Source organism: Rubinisphaera italica (assembly GCF_007859715.1).
GTDB lineage: Bacteria > Planctomycetota > Planctomycetia > Planctomycetales > Planctomycetaceae > Rubinisphaera > Rubinisphaera italica.
This window is the reverse complement of the sequence record NZ_SJPG01000001.1, coordinates 1,728,505-1,751,523: the sequence shown is the minus strand read 5'-3', so window position 1 is coordinate 1,751,523 and position 23,019 is coordinate 1,728,505. Positions and strand designations below refer to the sequence as shown.

The window sequence follows — 23,019 nt, the reverse complement described above, 5'->3', positions numbered from 1 at the left end:
AATCACTGTTATGGGTCTGATCAACTTCTCTCTGAAGAATCGTTTTGCAGTTCTGGCTGGCTCGATTGCGCTCTGTCTACTCGGAGCTGCAGTGATTCCGGGAATTACGATCGATATTCTTCCCGATTTTAAGCAGCCGGTTGTGGTCAGCTTTTTTTCGTATCCTGGTTTGCCAACGCTCGATATGGAGAAGTCAGTCAGCTCACGTGTCGAACGTGCATTGACTCTAGCGGGGAAAATTGAACATCAGGAATCACGAACGATTCCCGGTGCTGCTGTCATCAAAGTGTTTTTCCAGCCGGGGGCCGACTCGAGTTCTGCGATGAACGATATCGTCAATCTCGAAGCCAGTGATATGTTTCACTTGCCTCCGGGGATTGAATGGCCGTTTACCCTGCGTAGTGAACCTGCAAATCTTCCCGTTGTTCTGGCAGCGATTTCCGGCGAAGGATTGAGCGAATCGGAATTGTACAGTATCGGCTATTATGCGGTGCGAAACAAAATGGGTGGCCTGAAAGGTGTGCAGATTCCGCATCCGTTTGGCGGTAAGTTTCGCCAGATGATGGTGTATGTCGATCCCGCCAAGCTGCAGGCTCACAACGTCAGTGCGAGAGATGTTGTTGAAGCGATGCAGAAATCGAATCTGGTACTTGCCGCGGGATCTGCTCGGATTGGAGGGACCGATTATCAGGTTCATCCTCGCAACACGTTGCCAACCGTCGAAGAGATTGAAGCGATTCCGATCACTATTCGCGGCGAGCGCCCCGTTTTTATCCGGGATGTTGGTCGTGTCGTTGACGATGCCGCTCTGCAATACAATATCGTTCGCGTGAATGGAAAACGTTCTGTCTATTGTCCTCTGCTGCGTGAACCGGGCGAAAATACGATTGAAGTTGTGAATCGAATCTACGACGGAATTGCTTCTGAGATCCCCAAGATGAAAGAACGAGGTGACATTCCTGAGGCGACCGATGTGACACTCGTCTCGGACCAGTCGCATTATATCCGCAATGCGATGTCGAATCTCTACAGCCAAATTGGACTGGGAGCATTACTGGTCGCCATAGTTGTGTTCTTGTTCCTGCGACGTTTTCTGCCCACGCTCGTTATTGTTTCGATTATTGTTCTTGCGATTCTAATCGGTGGACTCGGATTCGCCTTTACCGGCCAGACGATTAACGTCATGACACTTGGGGGAATCGCACTGGCAATTGGAACTGTGGTCGATGCAGGAATTGTTGTTGTTGAAAATGTGATTCGTCATCAAAGAATGGGAAAAACTCCGTTGCAGGCTGCTCGTGAAGGAACCGAAGAGGTTTCAGGTGCCATTCTTGCAGGAACTGTCACCACACTGGCGGTCTTTCTTCCCGCGGTTTTCCTTTCGGGTATGATCAAATATCTTTTCGAGCCACTCTCATTGGCTGCAACGTTCACCATAGGCGCCTCCTACTTCCTCGCCCTGACAGTCGTCCCGGCTTTCTGTGCTACATTTGTCCGGGAAAAAGTGCAGAGTTCGAAAGCGACTGAGGATTCAACAGAGGAATCTAAAGAAACAAAACCGGTTGGACTTTACGGACGTTCGCTGAACATTGCTTTGAAAGTTCCCGCATTCAGCGTTCTGGTCATTGTGCTTGTTGTCGGTTCTTCATTCCTGCTCTTGCCGCAAATCGGCTCGGAACTCTTTCCAGATGTTGATGCCGGTACTTTTGAAATTCGATTGAAGACTCTTCCAGGAACAGACCTGCTGAAAACCGAGGAACTGGTTGAGCGAATTGAAGAGACAATTCAGGAAATCATTCCCGAGAATGAGATTGAAACAATCATTAGCAATATCGGACTTCCTGTAGGCAAAGGAGCTGGCTTCTCGACAGTCCTCAGTTCAAATTCCGGCCCAGATACCGCTTACATGATTGTGAACCTCAAGCAGTCAGGTCGTCAGACCAGCACGCAAACCTATGTGAATCAACTCCGCGAGAAGCTGGCTGAAGAGTATCCCATGGAAGAATTTCTGTTTGTCTCGGGCGGCATCGTCAATATGGCATTGAATGAAGGAGTGCCAACACCAATCAGTGTGCAGGTATCCGCAGGAACATTGACACAATGCCGAGATGCGGCTGAGCGAATTGTAAATGTCGTGCAGAAGATTCCCGGCACCCGAGATGTCCAGATTGCACAATCGCTAGACTATCCTCAATTCGATGTGCAGGTTGATCGCACCCGGGCCAAATATCTGGGTGTCGATCAGGAACAGGTTGCACAAACCGTCTTGACGGCTCTCGGTTCCAGTGTTGGATACTCACCGACCATCTGGATTGATCCTAAATCGGGTGTCGACTTCTTTATGGGCGTGCAGTATGAAGATAACGAATTTCAATCACTCGATGAAATTCGCAATATCCCGCTTTCTCTGGAAACGCCCTCTGGACCGATTACGATCCCACTCTCGAATATCGCCACTGTCAAACGGGTCAACATCCCGGGGGAAATTGCTCATTACAATATTTCCCGCGTCAACGATGTGCACGTGAATGTTTCTGGACGCGATATTGGTTCGGTCGCGAAAGAAGTTGAACAAGCTTTGGCGGGAATGACATTTGAGAACGGTGTATCTACCACGATTCGTGGCCCCGTAGAAACGATGCAATCGGGGATGAGGCTACTCGGTATCGGACTGATCGTTGCAGGAGTCCTGGTCTATCTTGTCCTGATGGCTCAGTTCCGTTCGTTTGTCGATCCCCTGATCATCATGCTTGCTGTACCACTCGGACTGGGAGGCGTGCTAGTCATTTTGTTCCTGACTGACACATACATCAACATTCAGTCGCTGATGGGTACATTGATGATGATTGGAGTCGTCGTAAATAATTCAATTCTGCTAGTTGAATTTGCCAATAGACGCCGAAGTGAAGGACTCAGTCCCCGCGATGCCGCCCTCTCTGCGGCTCAAATCCGCCTGCGTCCTATTCTGATGACCTCGTTGACTCTCGTCGCATCCATGCTGCCACTCTCGTTTCAACTGGCCCCCGGCAATGAAGCGATGATTCCTCTAGCGCGAGCACTACTCGGTGGAATGATCGTCTCCACAGTATTGACATTAGTTCTTGTCCCATGTGTCTATTCATTGATTCATCGTCGCTCAAAATTGAAAACAAGCTAAACGGAATCGATCTGTTGTTTGATTCTTCGAGATTGTGCCCTGCTGTTTGTCACAACAATCTGGACTTTTCTGGACAAGTTCTCGTCACTGTGTCCGTAGTTGGAGTGGTATCACATTCACTCCTCAATTTTCATTTTGCTTGGGAATCTGTTATTTTCAATTCACTGCCATTTGCTGAGCCCGATCAATCAGCTCTTCCTCTCACTTCAACTCTCATTTCACAGGCTTCTCAAAAGTCTGACAATTTTGTTCTCGATTTATTTTAAGCCGTGCTTTCGTGCGGCAACTCTCGCCTCCCCTGCAGCGTTTTTATAACATTTGGTGTCCTAGCGACTGCAGAAACCATTTGAAATGGTCTATATTATGCGATCATCATTATACGATCATCGAAAGATGCTGCCCAACTCCGTGATGCAACCTCTGCTACAACATGGGAAATGGTATCCAGCAGATTGATCAATCTCATTAACAACGTAATTAAGGAGAGAAGCATGGTCTGTAATCACCTGAAGGAACTGTACCAACTGTGTGAGAAGAACCACTTAAAACTCGGCAGTACCGACCTGATCCGCGTCATCTGCAAACAATGCGAGCAGGAAGAAACCTGCCCGTCCGTCCTCATGGACGAATACGATCAACAGCATCCAGAGGAGCAAACTGAAAACAAATGATCAACCGCAGTTCCAGTATCGCAGGTTCCGAAAAGTCATTGACATGGCCATCGCGGATGAGCTGTTGAATGCAGATCGCCAGAACACGTAAGGTGCAAAAACTGTGCAGGAAGTTACATGCGAATACAGGCTCATCGATTAGGAACTGCAACGTGTTCGTTTTAAGACACGCAAACAATCGAATACCACCATCCGGTCACTCGGAATGACTTTATAGAATATTGGTAATAGTCCATGCCATATTCACCTCAGGCAGGAGGTAAATCGAGATGCTTTTTTAACAAACATGATAAACTTATTGAGGCACTCCAGCTTGATCGTTTCAATAAACCGCTCGTAGCGACCATTCAGACTCGGCGAAGCTATTGGTAACGGATTCGTATTCATGCCCGCCTCTTCGACATTTTCACGAAACTTTTTTTGTATTGCATGACTCGATTGTGGATGAGGATCCTGGTCTCCTCGGTTAACTTCTTGGTTTGCCTGCACATCCATGCTGAATTCGATGTGTAGGTCGATTCCGTCACGATCGCCTCACGAGTTTGCAGATTCAGAAACACTATCACCTGCATTCATTGACTAATGTCAATCATTGAAAAGAAACCATCTGATGTACAAGCATTTTCAATACCGGGACGCTTTCGTAGCGGTTGCTCTCATCGCCATCAGTGCGATTCCCCTATTCGCTCAAGACCACGGAACAATACCTGCAGATCATGCCTGGGTATTCGATTCCATTGTTTCTGAAGATCTATTGCAGAGAGGTGGTCAGGTTCGGCAAGCCGCTGGCGTTCAGGGCAAGTCGACTGTCTTGTATGGCCGTACCCTGCTCGAAGTACAAAACTCTGACACACTGATTCACAGTACAAAGCCATTCACGCTGTTGGTGTGGTTCAACCCTTATCATCTCGATCGAGGTCAGCAAATGATCGTGGCAAAGAATCGCTACTCGCTGGGCGAACGTGAATGGGGCTTGATGTTGGACCGTGATCAAAAGTTGCGACTCTATGTCCATCAAAGTGGCTGGAAGACTCTGCAGACAGACGCCGCCTTGAAGCCGGGGCTTTGGCATCAGGCTGGACTCGTGTTTCAGACCGACAAGGTTGAACTATGGCTGAATGGAACACGCGTCGGAGAGGTCAATCTTACACAGCCGATTCCTCAGACTGAAGCTCCGCTTACATTTGGCGGCGTCAACGACAATGGACGGATTTGGCAAAACTTCTGGGGGGCTCTGGATGAAGCACGGCTTTTCCGGCGTGCCTTAACGGCACCTGAAATGGGCTCTCTCTATAGCCCGGTCGACGCAACGCATTCGATTCCTGATTTCGCCAAGCCCGTTTCGCTCTGGAATGATGCCCAACCGTTGCCCGTCGCCGCCGACATTCAGGTTCTCAATGATGTTTCGTTTCGCGTGATCAAGAAATGGGATCACCAGGCAGATGGCTACACCTTCTTGCACGGTGTCGGACTCGGCTGGCACAAAGACAAGCTCTACGCCTCATTCGGGCACAACAAGGGATCAGAAAATACGGTCACCGAAGAAGCCCAATACCGGGTCAGTGACGATCAGGGCCGAACCTGGAGCGAGCTGCGTGTGATTGATCAAGGCGGAGATGAGAATCTTGCGGTGAGCCATGGCGTCTTTCTTTCGCACGCTGGGAAGCTGTGGGCCTTCCATGGTGCCTACTACGACAAAATGAAAAATATTCATACGCGGGCTTACTCACTCGATGAAAACACCGGCGAATGGATTAAGCATGGCATTGTCGTCGAGAATGGATTCTGGCCAATGAACCAGCCGGTGCGGATGGACAATGGCAACTGGGTCATGCCTGGAATTTCCGCGGGGCCATATACCAATGACAGTCTGTTTCCAGCCGCGGTCGCGATCAGTCATGGTGATGATTTCACCAACTGGGACTATGTTGAGATCCCGGCAGATGAAGGCATCAGTCGCATGTGGGGCGAATCTGCATTATTTATTGATGGGGCACGAATCTTCAATATCGCCCGCTACGGAGGCGGCGCTTCGGCGTTGCTCGCTACGAGCGGAGACGCTGGGCGGACGTGGACTCCTTCAAAAATCAGCAACCTGCCGATGGCGACCTCGAAGCCTGCAGCTGGCACGCTCAGCAATGGGCAACACTTTCTGATCTGTACTACCGCCAAAAACAACGGAGGGAAACGTACGCCTTTGACGATCGCCGTGACGGCTCCCGGTGAAAATATTTTTCGCAAAGTGTTCGTGATTCGCCGATCTCGACATCCCGACAATCCTGGAGAGTCGGCAGACAGTCTCAGTCTTTCTTATCCCTGCGCGATCGAGCATGCAGGCCATCTCTATGTAGGGTACTCGAATAATGGAGGCCGACGCGGTAACCTCAACAGTGCCGAAATGGCGATTATCCCGCTGGCTGCCATACAGATCAGATAGTTCATTTCATCAGCAAATACTCGCGTCTCAAACTGCTGTTATCAAAACCACTCGCAAACAAGAAACGGAGAAACAACATGCCGGTCCATCTTGTTCAACACAGCCGCCGTCAGTTTCTCAAGACGGTCGGAGCTGGGATTGTTGTCTGTTCTTCTCCGTCGTTCGCCAACGCGCGACCAGCCGTGGATGGCGATCTCGTGTACCTCCTGAACGACACACACATTGGCGAGAAGCAGCCTTCCGACTCTCCCGTCCCCAGCCATTTACGACAAGTCGTAACCGAGTTGGTTGATCGTAAGACACAACCGAGTTGTGTCCTGATCAACGGCGACTTAGCGTTGAAAGATGGACAACCGGGTGATTATCAGCATTTCGCGAAGCTACTGCGTCCGCTACATGAAGCTCAGATTGAAACACATCTCACGCTCGGAAATCACGACAATCGGGAGGCATTCTATTCCATTCTGGAAGATGAACGCCCAGCCGATCCCCCGGTTGAGTCACGTCATATTTCGGTGGTACAGACTCCCAAGGCTAACTTCTTTTTGCTCGATTCCTTGAAGGAAACCATGATCACCCAAGGAGCCATCGGCGGCGACCAGTTATCCTGGCTTGCCCAGGCATTGGATGCCCATGCGACAAAACCAGCTCTGATAGTTGCCCATCACAATCCACGTCTGGGAGGCGATCCGTTACACTTTCCGGGAGGACTGATCGACTCTCAGCCGCTTTGGAATATTCTGTCTGCACGCTCCCATGTGAAGGCTTATATTCACGGACATATTCACGATCGAAGCATCTTTAAGCATCAGGGCATTCACATCCTTAACACTCCAGCGACCTCTTATGTTGGGAACCCCGCAACCTCCACAACCGGCTGGACAACCGCCCGGCTTTCCAACGAGGGCGTAACCTTGACAACACATACCACCGATCCCCAGCATTCCTGGAACGGGGAAACTAAGATACTGCAATGGCGAGGCTGAGGCCTATGACTCTCAGCCCCGTGAATGTGCCAAATACCTGGTCGAAATAACGTAAAATGTCATCAAAGGCTTCAGCTAAACAAGCGCGGAGACAGTCTCCACAACGACCGCTGGTGTTACACTGAGAGGAGTGACGTACCTCGGTGAATAATCTACCATTCAGAAAGAAAAATAATCTTTGCAAAAACTGGAAAACAATATGCAGAGTGTGGTACTGGTTTTGATTTCACTCAGCCAACTGATTGGCTTGGCTTTCTGCTCAAACATCATGGCTGCCGAGGGAGCCCGACCTAATATTGTGCTGGTGATGGCTGATGATCTGGGTTGGTCTGACATTGGTTGTTATGGAGGCGAGATTCGCACACCCAATATCGATTCGTTGGCAAAAGATGGGCTGCGTTTCACCCAGTTCTACAACAACTCGGTCTGTGGCCCAACACGTGCCTCGTTATTAACTGGATTATACTGCCAACAGACAGGTCATCGGGGCGATCACTGGAATCAACCCAAGGACTACACAAAGTGCGTGTTAGTATCCGAACTTCTGCAACAGGCTGGATATCGCACGATGATGACTGGCAAGTGGCAGGGGCGAGACTCGGCACTCGATCGTGGATTTGATCGATTTTTTGGTCCGATGTGCCAAGGGAAGATTAGTTATTTTCATGAAGTCGAAAAAAACCCGTTTTATCTCGACCGTCAGCGATTTGCCCTGCCTAATGATTTTTATCTCACTGAAGCGATCAACGATCATGCTCTGCAGTTTTTGAAAGAAGCGGTCGTGAAAGAGGAACCTTTCTTCCTCTACGTGGCTCATATCGCACCCCATTGGCCACTTCACGCTCACGAACAAGACATCGCAGCATATCGTCAACAATACCAAGAACAGGGCTGGGATGAATGGCGATTGCGCCGTTTCGACTTACAACGAAAAAAACAAATCGTGCCACTTCAGTGGAAACTCTCACCACGACCTGCCAGCGTGTGGGATTGGAAGACCGATCCGAATCAGGTCTGGCAGTCGGAACGTATGGCCGCATACGCTGCTCAAGTTCAAGGCATTGACCAGGGGATTGGTCAACTCCTCAAGGTGCTCAAGGAAACGGGGCAAGAGGATAATACCCTGTTCCTATTTCTCTCCGACAACGGCGCTGCCCCAGACGGAGGAGTCGGACCTTCCAAAAATGGTTTCGGATTTGCGCCGAACCAGCCAAACAATCGCTGGCGAAAAGATAACGTGTCGATTCGGCCAGGCAGTAGCCCACAAAATCCGCCTGGTCCCCATGATACGTTTGCCGCATACGGGCTGGCATGGGCCAACCTCAGCAATACCCCTCTGCGTGGCACGAAGCTCACGGGTTACGAGGGAGGCATTCGCACGCCCTTAATCGCCAAATGGCCGAAAGTGATCGGAGGTGGGCTGCAGACCACACAAGTGGGACATGTGATTGACATCATGGCAACGTGTCTGAACATCGCTGATGTCGAATACCCAACAGAGTTTCAATCTCGCAAGCCATTGCCGCTGGAGGGCAAGAGTTTGTTGCCGGTTTTCCAGGGAGAAAATCGTCAGGGACACAAAGCTCTGTGCTGGAGCGTTCCAAATAATCATGCCATCCGTATGGGGAAATGGAAAGCGATTCGTTCCCGAAAAGATGGTGAGTGGCAGCTCTATGATCTTGAAGCCGACGGCACGGAGACGGTCGATCTTGCGAAGAGTGAGCCGCAACGTGTCCAAGACCTGGTTCGACATTTTGAGGAATGGCAAAAGCGTGTGGGAGACAAACAATGAAGACTCGCTCCCCCGATGACTGCAGGATTCTAACGAAGGAGAGATGTGGGATCGATCTCGATTGATATTGTAGAAACACCAGCTCGAGTGCAGTTGAGTATCTGACAAATTATACCGTGTTCCAAATGAAAACCGGAGAAATTCAACAATTTGCAAGAACACTGGTTCGTGCCAGAGATATAACGGAAAACAATCAAACCCGGGTGGCGGGGGCGCTCTCGAAGAGAAGCCCCCGAATCGTTGATCTTTCGGGGGCTTCCGCTGAAGCGGAGCGCCCCCGCCACCCCGGAAGACCTTTTCAAGATGTATAAGGAAATCCGGTTTCCAATTGAAACAGGGTTTAGAATGCTGGCTTACTCGTTTCTTCCTGGAGATCACTATGATTCGTTACATTCTGATATTGGTCGTATGTCTTACCCCAACGGCAGCCTTTGCCGCTGAGACTGAGCAGCCTAATGTCCTCTTCATCGTCATGGATGATCTCAATGACTGGGTCGGCTGCCTGGGAGGTCATCCTCAGTCACTGACACCAAATCTGAATCGGCTGGCCGAGACAGGCATACTTTTTTCAAACGCCCATTGCGCGGCTCCCGCCTGCAACCCGTCTCGGACAGCTATCTTCACGGGGCGTTCGCCACATCGTAGCGGCTTGTATGACAACCGTCAGAAGATGCGAGAAGTCCTTCCTGATGCCGAGATCATGCCCCGAACTTTCTCTCGTCATGGGTACCATTCTGCCGGATCCGGCAAGCTGTTACACTACTTCATAGATGCACCGTCCTGGGACGATTATTTTCCCGAAGCGAAATTGGAGAACCCCTTTCCACGTACCCTCTACCCGGAAAATCGCCCGTTAAACCTCCCTCGGGGCGGACCGTGGCAATATGTGGAGACCGACTGGGGAGCGCTCGATGCGACCGACGAAGAATATGGGGGCGATTCTCTTGTCGCAGAATGGATCTCCAGGCAACTCGCAGTCCAGCGAAAAAAGCCGTTCTTCCTGTCCTGCGGCATCTATCGACCACATGAGCCCTGGTTCGTGCCCAAGAAGTATTTTGAACCCTTTCCGTTGGGTTCGATACAGTCTCCCAAAGGTTACAAGCTAGACGATTTAGAAGACCTGCCTCCTGAGGGCAAACGTCGAGGTCCAAACCGTTATTTTGCTCACATACAGAAAAATGGCCAGTGGAATCAGGCAATCCAGGGTTACCTGGCGTCGATTCACTTCGCGGACGCCATGCTTGGAAAGGTAATCCAGGCTCTCGATGAGAGCCCACATGCCAGCAACACGATTGTCGTGCTGTGGTCGGATCACGGATGGCATCTGGGCGAAAAACAACACTGGCAAAAGTTCACGGGCTGGCGCGTGTGCACACGGGTCCCTCTCATCATCCGTGTTCCCAAGGGATGTCCCGGGCTTCCTGCTGGCTCGATACCTGCAGTCTGTTCGCAGCCCGTCAACTTACTGAGTCTGTTTCCGACGTTGCTGGAGCTTTGTGGCCTACCCGCGGAGTCTGAGCATGACGGTCCCACTCTGGTTCCCTTGTTGCGCGATCCCAAGTCCGAATGGCCTCACGTTTCCATCACATACCTCGCAGATCCTGGCAGTTACGCCGTCAGTGGAGATCGTTGGCGACTCATCCATTATGCCAACGGTGATGAGGAACTCTATGACATTCAATCTGACCCACATGAGTGGAAGAATCTTGCTCAAGACACTATTCATGCTGAGACGCTAGCGGAGTTGCGAGCATATGCCCCCCGAACTTTCGCTCCCAAACGCACTCCTACTGAAAACTAAAGGCCTATCGCCACAGCGTTGATCACTTTCAATGCCGATAAATCAATAAAGATTCGATAATGGTCGCGGTCGCGGATGATTTTTTGAGATTCGTGTTGTTGGTGGTTGCCCTACCCTTCACTGCGATCACTTACGATGGGGACCATACTGGATCGATGTCTGTTGCAATGATCCACAAACTCACAAACTAAATGATCCACATACTGCTTTCCAAATACGATGAACCTATTCAAGCACTCGTATTTGATCGTTTGAAAAAAAGCGACCATACCGACTTTTCCTGAAAAGTAGCGAAAGTACAGTGGTCGACTAGTAAAGGCAGCCTAGACTATTAGGCTAAGCTAAAATCGTGCACCGTAGTTAACTACGATGTGAAGTCAGTCAAGGTCTACATTACGCTTGGTTACTTACGATTCCTTTCAGCATTTTAATTAATAACGTCTCATCCACTCCATGCAATCTCACTTTAACTCCGAATATCCGTCTGTCGAACATCTTCGAGCACGAGCCAGGTCGCGGATGCCAGCTTTTGCCTACGACTATCTCACAGCCGGGTGTTTTACGGAGATCAACTTAGCGCGGAACAAAAGCGACATTCGCAATGTGCAGCTCAAGCCTTGGTATCTGCGTGATTTCGATGGAGCCGATCAAAGAACCGAGCTGTTCGGCGAAACGTATGATGCCCCATTTGGAGTCGCGCCCGTGGGTTTACAAGGGCTGATGTGGCCCAAAGCGTGCGAGTATCTGGCTCAGTCTGCTGTTGACCACAATATCCCATTCACGCTGTCCACCGTCAGTACCGCCAGCATCGAAGAAATCGGAAAGATCACCAACGGCAAGTTCTGGTTTCAGCTGTACCATCCAGCAGAGGACTTACTGCGCGACAAACTGCTGGAAAGAGCATGGGAGGCGGGCTGCCGCACACTGGTGATTCTAGCAGATACACCAACTTTCGCTTATCGTCCAAAAGAGATCCGAAATGGCCTTTCGATTCCTCCGAGGATGACTCCTCGTAACATCGTTCAGATGTTCATGAGTCCAACTTGGGCAATGGGGCAATTAATCGCCGGCAAGCCTGAGTTTCAAACGATGAAACCCTATATTCCCAAAGGTTTAAACATGAAGCACCTGGGCTTGTTTATGAACAAGACCTTTTCGGGGCGACTAACTGAAGCCAAGATCGCACAGATCCGTGAAAAGTGGCAGGGCAACTTAATCGTGAAAGGAATCGTCAATCCAGATGACGCAGAGATCGCCGTCAAACATGGTTTGGAGGGATTGATCGTTTCCAATCACGGTGGTCGACAGCTTGATCGAGGACAATCAACCATCGTTCCTTTGTACAAGCTCGCTCCGGAGTTCGGCAGCAAGTTGAAAATGATGATCGATGGTGGAATGTACTCGGGAGCTGATATCGCAGCGAGCCTGGCATGTGGGGCTGACTTTGCGTTCATGGGACGCACTCCGATGTTTGGCGTGTGTGCCCTCGGCAGATACGGTGGTCATCACACTTTTGAAATGCTCAAGAAGCAACTGCAACAGGTGATGGAACAGGTTGGTTGTGCAAGAGTAGGTGACTTATGTGACCATCTGATTGCTGAAAGCGTCCCCATCTGACTCTCCACATCCTGGCCAATAACATCATGGGCGAACTGAGCGTCGTGTAGGGTGTTAACAGAGCACCAACTTATCAGGCAACTCATCGAATACAGATCTTCATGAAGGAAAATACGTGCATTGGTTTTGAGGTTACTGTATTGTCTGTGCCGTCAGTCTCAAAAAATAACTTGGAAACGAACTATAGCCAGCAACTGTTATGCGTGACTTTCCGTTGAGAAAGCGGAACGAGGAATGAACGACATCGACATAACAATCCGCTTGATATTTCTTGCACACGTTGCAGCCACACTCTATATGACAGGGCTGATTTGGTTTGTCCAGATCGTGCATTACCCATTGCTGGCTGCGACTGGCCGTGCAGAGTTTTCGGCATACGAGAAACGGCACATGTCGCTGACAACTTGGGTCGTGATGCCTCCAATGCTCGTTGAGATCGCCACAGCCGTTCTACTGTTCTGGTTTCGTCCGGCTGATGTGGCGAGTTGGCAAGTGTGGTCCGGGGTCATTCTGCTCGCGATAATCTGGCTTTCGACAGCGTTTCTTCAAGTCCCCTGTCACGAAAAGCTGGCAAATGGCTTTAATGCCGAAGTCCAACAGCGTTTGGTTGCAACGAACTGGATAAGAACCATCGCCTGGACACTGCGTGGTCTATTGGTATTGGGCATGATGTGGAACACATGGGCGGTGACATAATGGTGAATACCGATTATTTTTCATACAGGTCCTTACCTGCCAAAATCTCTGGAATCTCAAATCCATTTTCAGTGTTTCGTTTGCGATTCTTAATCGACTGGGCTACTGGTTCAGCGACCTTTCCATTGCATTCTGAAATTCGGGATCAGTCAGACCATTCTCCCCAAGTGCGTGCAGCACCGCTTCGGGATACGGTTTAGGGCGAATGAGCAGTTTACATCCCTCCCAGCGGAGATTGGAAAACCTGGGCACTTCTCCTTGCCATTGGCCGAGAGTTTTGTTTGTGGGAAGTACTTTGTCTGCCGGTCGGAAAGTGAGATTAGTAATCCCATATCAATCCCAGAGCGTCGTACCGTCTTCGGTAACGAAATCACTCACACTAAGTTCAACACGATGCTTGCCTGCCCTCTCCAAGGGCACGATGGCGGCGTATTGTGAAGCCTATTCTCGATTATGGAAGCGTGCCTGTCTCGTGTGCTGGGTGTCACTCAGAAATGGAATTAGTTAACCATTTTACGAGGTTGGCGTTCTTTGAGGAAGTTTTTCCGTTCAACACAATCCAATTCCAGGATTCTAAAAAAAACACTTTGATTTTGCAAAGAAGGTATAGCATGTCGGAGTTAGACATCGATAGGAGTGGCGAGTACACTTTAGTGCTGTCAAAATGAGTTAATTTCACCTGCAACCCAACAGGATTTCTAATGAGTGATCGAATCGTAATGCGTACCGGAGAGTCTCTTGTCGCTGGCGGACCTCCGTTTACAGCTGCCGAACCGGAAGTTGTCATCGGCGAATTAGACGGGCCCGTCGGAACGGCGATTGCCACATTGACGGGTGATCAATCGGTCGGCCACTCGAAGGTCTTTGCAATTCTCGACACGGATATTCAAGTACGGCCAGTGACTTTAATGGTGAGCAAAGTGACCGTGAAGAGCTCAGCCTACACGAATATCTTAATGGGGACCGTGCAAGCGGCGATTGCCAACGGGGTGCTCGACGCAGTTCGATCCGGTGACATTCCCAAGGAAAAAGCCAACGATCTGGGCATCGTCTGCTCGGTTTGGCTCAATCCTGGAGCCGCGACCGACGAGAACCTCGATCACAAGGCTCTTTTCGAAATTCATCGCAAGGCGATGGCACAGGCCATTCATAAAGCCATGCATAACGAACCGTCCATCGACTGGCTACTTGAGAATCAGGACAAAATTACACACAAGTACTATCAAAGGGGACTCGATGGAACTCTATAGCAGACTGGGACAATCCTCATGTTGTTTCAACATATTCCATATGTTGTCGTTTGCTCGACTACTGCAGTTGACTTTAACGGCTATAAACAGTGAGTGTGTGAACGAAATAGAAAATCATTATGGTTGAGATAAACGAGCTTAAACCGAACACATTCTTTATTGAAGTGTCAGGTGCAGGACTTCCGGAAGTGGATGGACTCTTCGTCCCCTCAACGGCTCCGCCAGCCAAATCGGAATCGGGAACGATATCAAGTCTCGGTTATTGGAATGGCAAAATGGCTTGGGATCGAGCCGATGGCCAAAGTGCTAGAAGCCCCGCCCTGTCGTATTCCAACAGCTACCAATCATGGAGAATCTGCCGTCTGGATGGCCATCTCGCATACGACATGACCTGCGAAGATGATTTACCGCCTACCGACAGGGAATGGCACGTTTACAAAAAAGGAGTCGCACCTGCTCCGAAGGTCGTGATCCATCACTACGATCCCCGGCAGCCTTGTCCCGAACCCAACGTTGTCTTTGTTCTAGGAGGTCCTGGAGCTGGAAAAGGAACGATGTGCGAACTGGCCGAATCGCAACTTGGGTGGACGCATCTTTCGACTGGAAATTTACTTCGAGCTGAACTCGAAAAAGGAGGCGAAACCGCCACAACCATCGAAGAATTTCTTGCTGCTGGAAAGTTAGTTCCAAATGAAATTACAGTGACTCTGCTCAAGAACGCGATGGAAAACATTACGAGAACGACAGGCAAGAATAATTTTTTACTCGATGGATTCCCGCGATCCATGGATAATTTGGAAGGATGGTACAAGATATTCGGTCGAGAAACTGAACTCCCTAAGATGTTGTACTATGAGTGTCCTTTTGCAGTTCTCGAAAAGCGTGTTCTTGGCCGCGCGAAGTTTACAGGGAGAATCGACGATAATGCTCAGAGCCTGAAGCAGAGATTCGAGACGTTCAAAGCCGACACATTGCCGACAGTCGAGTATTTCAAAAGTAAAGATAAGTGTGTGGAAATCGACACCAGTCAAGATCGACAAACCGTCTATTCCCTCGTCCAGAGCAGCCTGGCTGAGTTCACCAATAGTGATTTTGCTACCAAACCGCTCACCCAGAGAGCGGAGATGCTTCTCGGCCTGCGACCTTTTCCCAACTAATTGATGAGCAGGATGAACTGCTTAACATCGAAACGGAAAAAGACAGTGCGTGAGTCTTCGAGAGTAAGTCAGTTCTTTCCCCAAGTACAGCAATTTTCAATAAAAGGTTGAAACTGTTGGCGATCCTCATCCCTGCTATTTCTCACGACATTCTGGAGATTATTGACGAGTTTCCGACATGGGGGACAAGAAAGATCTTTCGGCTCCGAAAAACTCGTCACCTGATTCAGACGAATTCCGGACTGCAAGCTAACTTCTCATTCCATATCTCAATTAGGAACTGGCTTGTTTCTCAGGAATCCTAGTCAAACGGGATATTGGTAGGGCCGGGTTTAGTCTTCTTTTTTTGGAAACAGGTCGATTCCCATTTGCAAATGTGATCACTCTGGTTGCGATTCGCTTCTTACTGGCAGTTTGTCGGGCATACTCGAGTTGCTACGCAATATTCTCACCCGAGGCTTCAACGGTTTCTCGGAACCGTTTTGTGTATTATGTCTCTCGATCATGAATGAGGATCAAGGGACGCTTCTCACGATCGCGACACGAGCTTGCGAATTCAAAATCACTATCACATACAGATCGCGCATTCCCTGTGCGATCTGCGATTTGACTGAAAAGAAGTCGCTGGCCCACAGCGTTTCCGACGTCGGTTAATACTCTGTCCATGAATCGGAAGATCGTGATCTGTCACACTTCACAGAGCGGTTTTTAGCAGCGGGATTTCCTGGGTCAGTTGAATGAGAGTGACACTCGGTCGACCATCGGCTTAGACTTATTCCTGGTCGTATCTGTCAGCCTCATCTCGAATCCAAATCCATAACCGGACGATAGATTGGTCAGATCGAGTTTCGCAGGAGTTTTGTCCACATGTTTAGACAAACCTTGGCTGTAGTCATAGGTTTCGTTGACTTCCATCCAGTCGGTCCACTCATCGAGTTTCCCATCGTTGTTCGTGTCGACACCTACTCGTGTTTCGACTTTCTCAACCCAAGGACCGGGGCTCGTATAATCCGTGCTCTGCTGAGTAAATAAATAGAACTTTCCTTCCGCAAAACCAATATCTGGGTCTGGGTGTCCGTTGCCGATCTTATCACACCAGGTGAAAGGTTTATCGATGCTGGGACTTGTAAACCAGCCAACACTCATCGTATTTCCACCCACAGGGTCGTAGTCACCAAACAGGTAGTATTGTGTACCGATACAGATCGCGGCCCAATCGCCATAAGCCTCCTGCTCCGGTTCGTGCACGTGGTACTCTCCAATGTTGGTATCCCAGTCCGGGTGTTGCAGCCAGTGTGGATGTTTGTAAGTGGCAATCTTGCCGGTATCTTTGGTTCGATTATCCACGGCGGGATCCAGGAACTTCCAATCCTTAATTCCATCATCGCTGACGGCGTGTCCGGCCAAGGGCGAGTCCCATGATCGTTTACTGGCATTGATCGGGCTCCAGTCCTCGTAGATCACATGAAAGCGACCCTGCTTGTCGCGAATGAATCCAGCGTCGGAGCCATGTGACGGATCCTTGACCGCAATTCCCATATTCTTGCCCGGCTTTCCATCGGTCAGGTCCTCATCAATATATAAGTGTGGATCCTGATCGTTGGGGTAGTCATAGTAGATATAGACCTTGCCATCTTTTTCTTCAGCGCTAGTCACCCAACGAGAGAAGCCTTCGGTCACTGCCCCGTGATGAACCCAGTTGATCATATCCCGACTTTGCCAGGCGTGATAACCTCCAAGGCCCTTCTTCAATCCACCTGGCGCGTCGAACTGACCCGGCCACGGCGTCGTTTGCAACTTCACTTCGAAGCCATCGAGTGTCGCTGGTTCAGATTTAAACGCCTTGTTACGCTTGCCTCCATAACGACCGAATACCCAGTAGTTGTTTGAGCCGATGACAAGAAAGACAGGTGCGTCTGCGAGATTCTGAGGACCAAGGTTCTCAACGGGATTCCAGTTCTGCCAAACAGGCGACTGTTCAAATACGATCGACTTCGCATGGCGTTTTTGGTCGAATCGTCGGAGCTTACTGGTGAAAGCCGCAACTTTGTCGTTCGGAACCACCAAGCCGTCTTTGATTTCGAGATGGGATTGCTCGGACATTGCCGCAGTCCAATCGTCCTGTGAATCAATCACCCAGTTGTCCTCAGCCCAGGCTGAAGTTGTAAGGACCAGTGCAAGTAAGGCAAGAATGCAAGGCGTTATTTTCTTCTGTTTCATATCGAAATCCTGTCTGTATTCTTAGTCTTGAACTTAATCGCGAGTAGGCATCGTGACACCAGCAGGCAGGTACTTTACGTCTCGATCATTCTTCACTTTTTCACCGGGAGTGCAGCGACCGTTTTGCACCTGTTCTTCTAACAGTATCAATAACTCTTTGACCTTCGCTGGATGATCGTTTACAAGATTCACCATCTCCGAGTGGTCATCTGAGAGGTTATACAACTGCATGGGCGGCAAGCCCTTCTTCTTTGCATCGCCTTCTCGCGGAGCACTCCAACCGCCGCTTCCGCTCGATAGACACAGCTTCCATGGTCCCTGCCGGATCGCGAAAGAACCGCCGATTGAATGACTTATCAGTGTGTCTCGACCTGAGCTTGCTTCGCCCTGAAATACGGGTAGCAAGCTGTAACCATCTTCACCGCCAAGCGATTGTTTCTCTTGTCCGGTAATCGCTTCCAGTGTCGCATACACGTCGGTCAGGCAGGCCATTGCTTCGGTCTTGCGACCTTCCTCAATCTCACCCGGCCAACGCACGATAAAGGGCACACGGTGCCCACCCTCGTAAATGTCCGCCTTATGTCCTCGATACTTTCCGCTCGGATCGTGCCCATTTTCTATAAGCAGAGGAAAGTTCGCTTCTGGCGAGCAGCCATTATCGCTGGTGAAGATCACAAGCGTATTCTCGTCCAACCCGACTTCTTTCACCGTATGCAAAAGCTGGCCCATGAGATCGTCGAGCTGCATCACGAAGTCTGCATAGGGATTCAAGCCGCTGGCGTCTTTGTAGGGCGGTACCGGGACGATTGGTGTATGTGGGGCGGGTAGTGCCAGATACAGGAAGAATGGTTTGCCTTCCTTAGCGAGCTCGGCTTGCGACTTTACATAGTCTATTGACTTGTCAAACAGATGCGGCAGCACTTCAGGAATATTGAAATCCGAACCGATTGGCCCTTTGCGATACCATCCATAACGATCCTCTGCTTTAGTCACTCCTTCCTCGCGATCTGGTTGTGCTGTGATTTGTCCGGTATCTACCCAGACATAGGGAGGCATGTCCAATGAACCACAGTGCCCGTAGTATTGGTTGAATCCGTTGATGTCAGGACCGTTCTTCACCGATTTAGTGAAGTCGATTTTCTTTCCGGTCATATGCCAATCCCAACCGAGGTGCCATTTGCCAATCATTGCGGTGTGATAACTGGCTTTCCGCATCATGTGACCGAGCGTCGGACGGTCCTCCGGGATCAGGTGTGAACTGGTTCCGCTGAGAACACCTTTAGCAAGTCGCGATCTCCAGTTGTACCTTCCTGTCAGCAACCCGTATCGCGTCGGCGTGCAGACAGAACTCGGGGTGTGCGCATCCAGAAAAGTGAGCCCCTCATTCGCCATCTTTTGAAAATGTGGTGTCTTGATCTTACAGTCTGGATTCGTTGGCGAGATGTCGCCGATTCCCAAATCATCCGCCATAATTAAAATGACGTTTGGCTTCGCGGCGAAGCAACAATCGACATCCAATACTGCCAGTAGTGAGCAGACAAAAGTCGTAGAGGCGATGACTCGGACGAAAGTCTTTGATTTGTTCATTAAGTAAATCCAGTCTGTAATGGACAACGCGGAGTCAGGAAGTCCCTTCAGTTTACCTGCTAAAGTCACCATTTGCGATGATTATGGCCAAGCCACACTCCTTTCAAACGATTTCACATGCCCTGCGAAATACGCTTGTTCCCGATCTATTCTAAAGTGAGCGTCTCGAATGCTTGCGGCTCTTTGCGATATGGAGGCAGACGGTCTCGCCTCATGTGGCTGCGATGTTGATTGGAATCATCGACGAACTCGCTTACCGATCAATCAAGAATAGGCATGCTGAAGAGAATAAAATTGTTCACAACTACCATGCATGATCAACTCGTCTTGAAAAGAGAGTTGATCCACGGACATCCAGATTTGAACTTGGACTAAAAACATATGGCACAGTTTGTGTCCTTATGAATGTTTACTTTTCAGTCCTCTACTGTTCTATTTCTGATGCTCTCAACGTCACCTCGACAAGGTTATCTTCCAAAATCGCGTGGCCCCCCGTGATGGAGACTCCGATTCGATCTCGCTGGCTCTCATACCTGTTCCTAACGACAACCGGCGTGCCTACCGGTTGATCAACCTTGATCCCAATGCTACCGTAGTTTGAGATGTGGTTGTCTGTTGCAGTGACACTCGATTTAGTGGTCTGCACCGCGTGCCGCCAGCCAGAAACCGTGTTGCCGATGAATACAATATCGGAACCTGGCAACCCCCACACGGCAAACTGCGGCGGTCCGCCCTCGCGAAGTGCGGGGCAATCAAACGTATTGTTCGTCACGCGAATGATTCCCTCCGTGCGGATGCCCGCTACACCGCTGCCGCGGAATGTGTTGTCTGAGAAGTTCGCCTCGGCTCCCTGAAAGACCATCACGAGCGGAGGTAGCCCTGCAGGCCGTGAGAGTTCATTACCCGACAGCCAAACTTTCCAGCCGGAGTGAATACCGATAGCCACCTTTTCGTTGTCGAAAACACGGTTGTTAAGCACGTATGCACTGCCAGAATCCGTTTCATCAAATCCGATTCCTACTGCTTTGTTCTTCGAACACTCATTACCAACAATCATCGGCCGTGCATTGTGCTTACAACCGATACCTGCCATCGCGTTCTTGCGGCAACGATTATTGCGAAGCATTGGCTGGCACTCATCCTCGCAGCCAATGCCTGCCATATCGTTCTCAAAGCAGTCGTTGTCTTCGACGACAGGTCGTGTGTCTGCTCCGGTGCGAATGCCGATACCTGCACGGCGATTGTGAAAGCAACTGTTACCCCGAACGATCGGCTGAGCCCCTTCGCTGATACCGATCCCGGCTCGAATATTTTCGTAGCAGACATTCCTGATAACCAGTGGACTGGAACCATCATGGCCAATACCGGCAAAAAAATTCTGGAAGCAGACGTTCGCTTCGATCGTTGCCGTGGAACCGTGCATCGAACCGATGCCACCTCCCATATTCCGATAACATATATTCTGCACCACAAGAGGCGAGCAGCGTTTGCCGTCAGTTCCCTGGATCGCGATACCAGAATATCCGATGTGGTGCACAATATTGTGCTTGATAACACAGGTGACGCCAATCACGCTAATCCCAGCCGTGCCGGGTTGGCCGATGTGCTCATGAGACTGCTCGTTACCTTGCGTCGCGTGATGCTTGTTCCACTCGGAATCGTCGTAGGCTCCGACATTAGTCACGGTGAACCCATCGAGCGTAGAGCCTTCAGCCATCGCCACGCCTGGCCCATCCCCTTGCACTCCTCCGCCGTCGATGATTGTCACCTCAGCCCGCTTCAAACCGAGTTTGCCTTTCTGGTCGTCGCCCTCGCTACGTAGTGTCACGCGGTCTTTCAGCCGAAGCCGTTCGTGATATGTCCCCGCCTTGACAAACACGGTGTCGCCTGTCTCTGCCGCGTCGATTGCTGACTGAATTGTTTTATAGTTTTCAGGAACCCGGATCTCTTTTGCTGAGACGCTCTGCGAAGACACCAATAAAAACACGACAACGAGGCTGTGACGAATCATTCTATTTGGTTTCCTGTACGATTACTCAGATAAGGTGACATCAACGACTCTACTAAAACATATGCCTTTGTTTCCAACACTATCTGAAATAATCTCGTCAGCGATCTTCATAAATAGCAACGTCCTGAACAGAATACGATATAATCAAGGATTTTTCTATTGTAAAGTAGAAGCCTTCAACCATTCAGAATCCCGGCCGATCTCAACGACTCACATTCAACACCGCCTTCCTCTCACACGACTTCACCAATCGCCCGACATAAGACTTCACTTCAATCTCATCCATTATCAGCTTATCGAATTCATCAGGCTCCTCTCGAACAGGCGGTAGATGATTGCCAAGCATCCTTGATTCCACTCGGCTGTATATTCGTCTCCGCGTGGACGACCGGAGTGGTAACGATTAGTCAGTTGGACGTTGAGTGACAGCGGATTGATTGACGAGTCCTGATGATGGGTAAAGGACAACACGCTCGCCTTCTTCGAGTCCTTGGAGCACCTGGGCCTGGACACCATTATTGCGGCCGATCTCGACCTTTCGCTGAGTCGCGAAGCCGTCCTTGACGACGAACACTGCCCAGCTCGCTCCGTCACGGAACAGGGCGCTGGAAGGGACAGTCAGGGCATTATCGTCTTCCCATACCACGATGCGTGTCTCGACGCGGAAACCATGCCCCAGGCCAGTCTGTTTCAAGAAGGGATCTGTGAAACGGACGATCGCATTAACACGCTGCTCCTCAACGCCAAGGGCAGAGTATTTGGTGAAGCCCCAAGGCTCGACGTGCTTGACCACACCTTTGAGGGGATTGATTCCGCCCCAGTCCTCGACGATGACCCGTTGCCCCCGGGTGACTTGTACGGCATCAGTAGAAAGCAGTTCGACGACGATTTCCAGGTCGTTCTCGATGTTGCCGATCTCCAGTATCGGGGTGCCAACTGAAAGGGTTGTTTCACTCCGCTGGAGAACCCGTAATACTTGCCCCGATATTGGTGCGTAAACTAAAGCCTCACCTTCTGCAAGTTCGCTTGAATATGTCGGGAGTGTCTGTTGGTTGAAGCTAATCAGCCGTGCTCTTACGTTAGCCAGTTCGGCTTTACGGATGCCGATCGTCGCTTCGGCAGTTTGCACCGTTGTATCAGCGGCCCGTTCGGCTCGGACAGCCTGGTCCAGTTCCGTTTGAGTTATGGCATCACGCGATTTAAGCTGCCGCGCACGGTCGAGTTCGCTGCTCGCCAGTTCCTTGTCAGCGATCGCCTTGTTCAGTTCCGCCTGGGCTGCGCGGAGCGATGCTTCGGCCGCGGACACAGCTGCGCGGGCCTGTTCACGACTGCGCGAGTCGAGAGCATCGGGATTGCTCGGCATCATGTGAGCCACAATGCTCTCGCCGACTGTCACATGATCGCCTGGTTCCACATCCACCCTCAGCATTCGGCCTGCAAAAGGGGTCGAGACCACATATGTGTTGTGAACCCGCGTCCGTCCTTCCTCGTCGATCGTGTCAACCATTGGGCTGTACGATACCACACCGGTATCCACCATCATCGGCTGTGGCTGGAACGCGATGAACAGACCGGTGCCGATCAGAACAACGACAATCAGAGTTAGAACGTATCGGGATCGTTTAAGGGCCATCGAT

General features: G+C 50.3%; 15 protein-coding genes. 10 read left to right on the top strand and 5 right to left on the bottom strand.

Annotated features, from left to right (window positions below):
- The first annotated feature begins 10 nt into the window (after window positions 1–10).
- Window positions 11–3,157, top strand: a complete 3,147-nt coding sequence (locus Pan54_RS06430) for an efflux RND transporter permease subunit (protein WP_146502718.1) — start codon at window positions 11–13, stop codon at window positions 3,155–3,157.
- 491 nt (window positions 3,158–3,648) lie between these two features.
- Entirely contained in the window at window positions 3,649–3,828 is a 180-nt protein-coding gene (locus tag Pan54_RS06425; protein WP_146502717.1) for a hypothetical protein, read from the top strand.
- 243 nt (window positions 3,829–4,071) lie between these two features.
- Here Pan54_RS06425 and Pan54_RS06420 read toward each other — a convergent pair whose 3' ends face one another.
- Complete coding sequence (locus Pan54_RS06420; protein WP_146502716.1) at window positions 4,072–4,323, bottom strand: hypothetical protein; 252 nt, start codon at window positions 4,321–4,323, stop codon at window positions 4,072–4,074.
- 115 nt (window positions 4,324–4,438) lie between these two features.
- On the opposite strand from Pan54_RS06420, the gene Pan54_RS06415 reads away from it, so the two are divergent.
- From Pan54_RS06415 to Pan54_RS06380, 8 genes are all read left to right on the top strand, one after another.
- On the top strand, window positions 4,439–6,265 hold the full coding sequence (locus Pan54_RS06415; RefSeq protein ID WP_146502715.1) for an exo-alpha-sialidase: 1,827 nt from the start codon (window positions 4,439–4,441) through the stop codon (window positions 6,263–6,265).
- 77 nt (window positions 6,266–6,342) lie between these two features.
- Window positions 6,343–7,251 (top strand): metallophosphoesterase family protein, encoded by a 909-nt coding sequence (locus Pan54_RS06410; RefSeq protein WP_146502714.1) that lies wholly within the window; start codon window positions 6,343–6,345, stop codon window positions 7,249–7,251.
- A gap of 199 nt (window positions 7,252–7,450) precedes the next feature.
- Window positions 7,451–9,043: an arylsulfatase gene (locus Pan54_RS06405; protein WP_146502713.1), complete on the top strand. Its 1,593-nt coding sequence runs from the start codon at window positions 7,451–7,453 to the stop codon at window positions 9,041–9,043.
- Window positions 9,044–9,422: 379 nt separating this feature from the next.
- Window positions 9,423–10,844 (top strand): sulfatase, encoded by a 1,422-nt coding sequence (locus tag Pan54_RS06400; protein ID WP_146502712.1) that lies wholly within the window; start codon window positions 9,423–9,425, stop codon window positions 10,842–10,844.
- A 519-nt stretch (window positions 10,845–11,363) separates the two neighbouring features.
- Window positions 11,364–12,461, top strand: coding sequence for an alpha-hydroxy acid oxidase (locus Pan54_RS06395; RefSeq protein WP_207310061.1), 1,098 nt, complete (start codon window positions 11,364–11,366; stop codon window positions 12,459–12,461).
- A 234-nt stretch (window positions 12,462–12,695) separates the two neighbouring features.
- The gene (locus Pan54_RS06390) at window positions 12,696–13,157 is read left to right on the top strand and encodes a hypothetical protein (RefSeq protein ID WP_207310060.1); all 462 of its coding nucleotides are present in this window, start codon (window positions 12,696–12,698) and stop codon (window positions 13,155–13,157) included.
- 701 nt (window positions 13,158–13,858) lie between these two features.
- The gene (gene fae, locus Pan54_RS06385; RefSeq protein WP_146502710.1) at window positions 13,859–14,407 is read left to right on the top strand and encodes a formaldehyde-activating enzyme; all 549 of its coding nucleotides are present in this window, start codon (window positions 13,859–13,861) and stop codon (window positions 14,405–14,407) included.
- Between the two features lie 119 nt (window positions 14,408–14,526).
- A complete protein-coding gene (locus tag Pan54_RS06380) occupies window positions 14,527–15,564 on the top strand; it encodes a nucleoside monophosphate kinase (protein ID WP_146502709.1) in 1,038 nt (345 codons plus the stop codon).
- Window positions 15,565–16,293: 729 nt separating this feature from the next.
- Here the strand turns inward: Pan54_RS06380 and Pan54_RS06375 are convergent.
- The 4 genes from Pan54_RS06375 to Pan54_RS06360 all read right to left on the bottom strand — a co-directional run bounded on the left by Pan54_RS06375 (window position 16,294) and on the right by Pan54_RS06360 (window position 23,015).
- Window positions 16,294–17,784 (bottom strand): hypothetical protein, encoded by a 1,491-nt coding sequence (locus tag Pan54_RS06375; RefSeq protein ID WP_146502708.1) that lies wholly within the window; start codon window positions 17,782–17,784, stop codon window positions 16,294–16,296.
- 33 nt (window positions 17,785–17,817) lie between these two features.
- A complete protein-coding gene (locus Pan54_RS06370; RefSeq protein ID WP_146502707.1) occupies window positions 17,818–19,371 on the bottom strand; it encodes a sulfatase family protein in 1,554 nt (517 codons plus the stop codon).
- A gap of 424 nt (window positions 19,372–19,795) precedes the next feature.
- A complete protein-coding gene (locus tag Pan54_RS06365; protein WP_146502706.1) occupies window positions 19,796–21,382 on the bottom strand; it encodes a right-handed parallel beta-helix repeat-containing protein in 1,587 nt (528 codons plus the stop codon).
- A 403-nt stretch (window positions 21,383–21,785) separates the two neighbouring features.
- Entirely contained in the window at window positions 21,786–23,015 is a 1,230-nt protein-coding gene (locus Pan54_RS06360; RefSeq protein WP_146502705.1) for an efflux RND transporter periplasmic adaptor subunit, read from the bottom strand.
- Window positions 23,016–23,019: the final 4 nt, after the last annotated feature.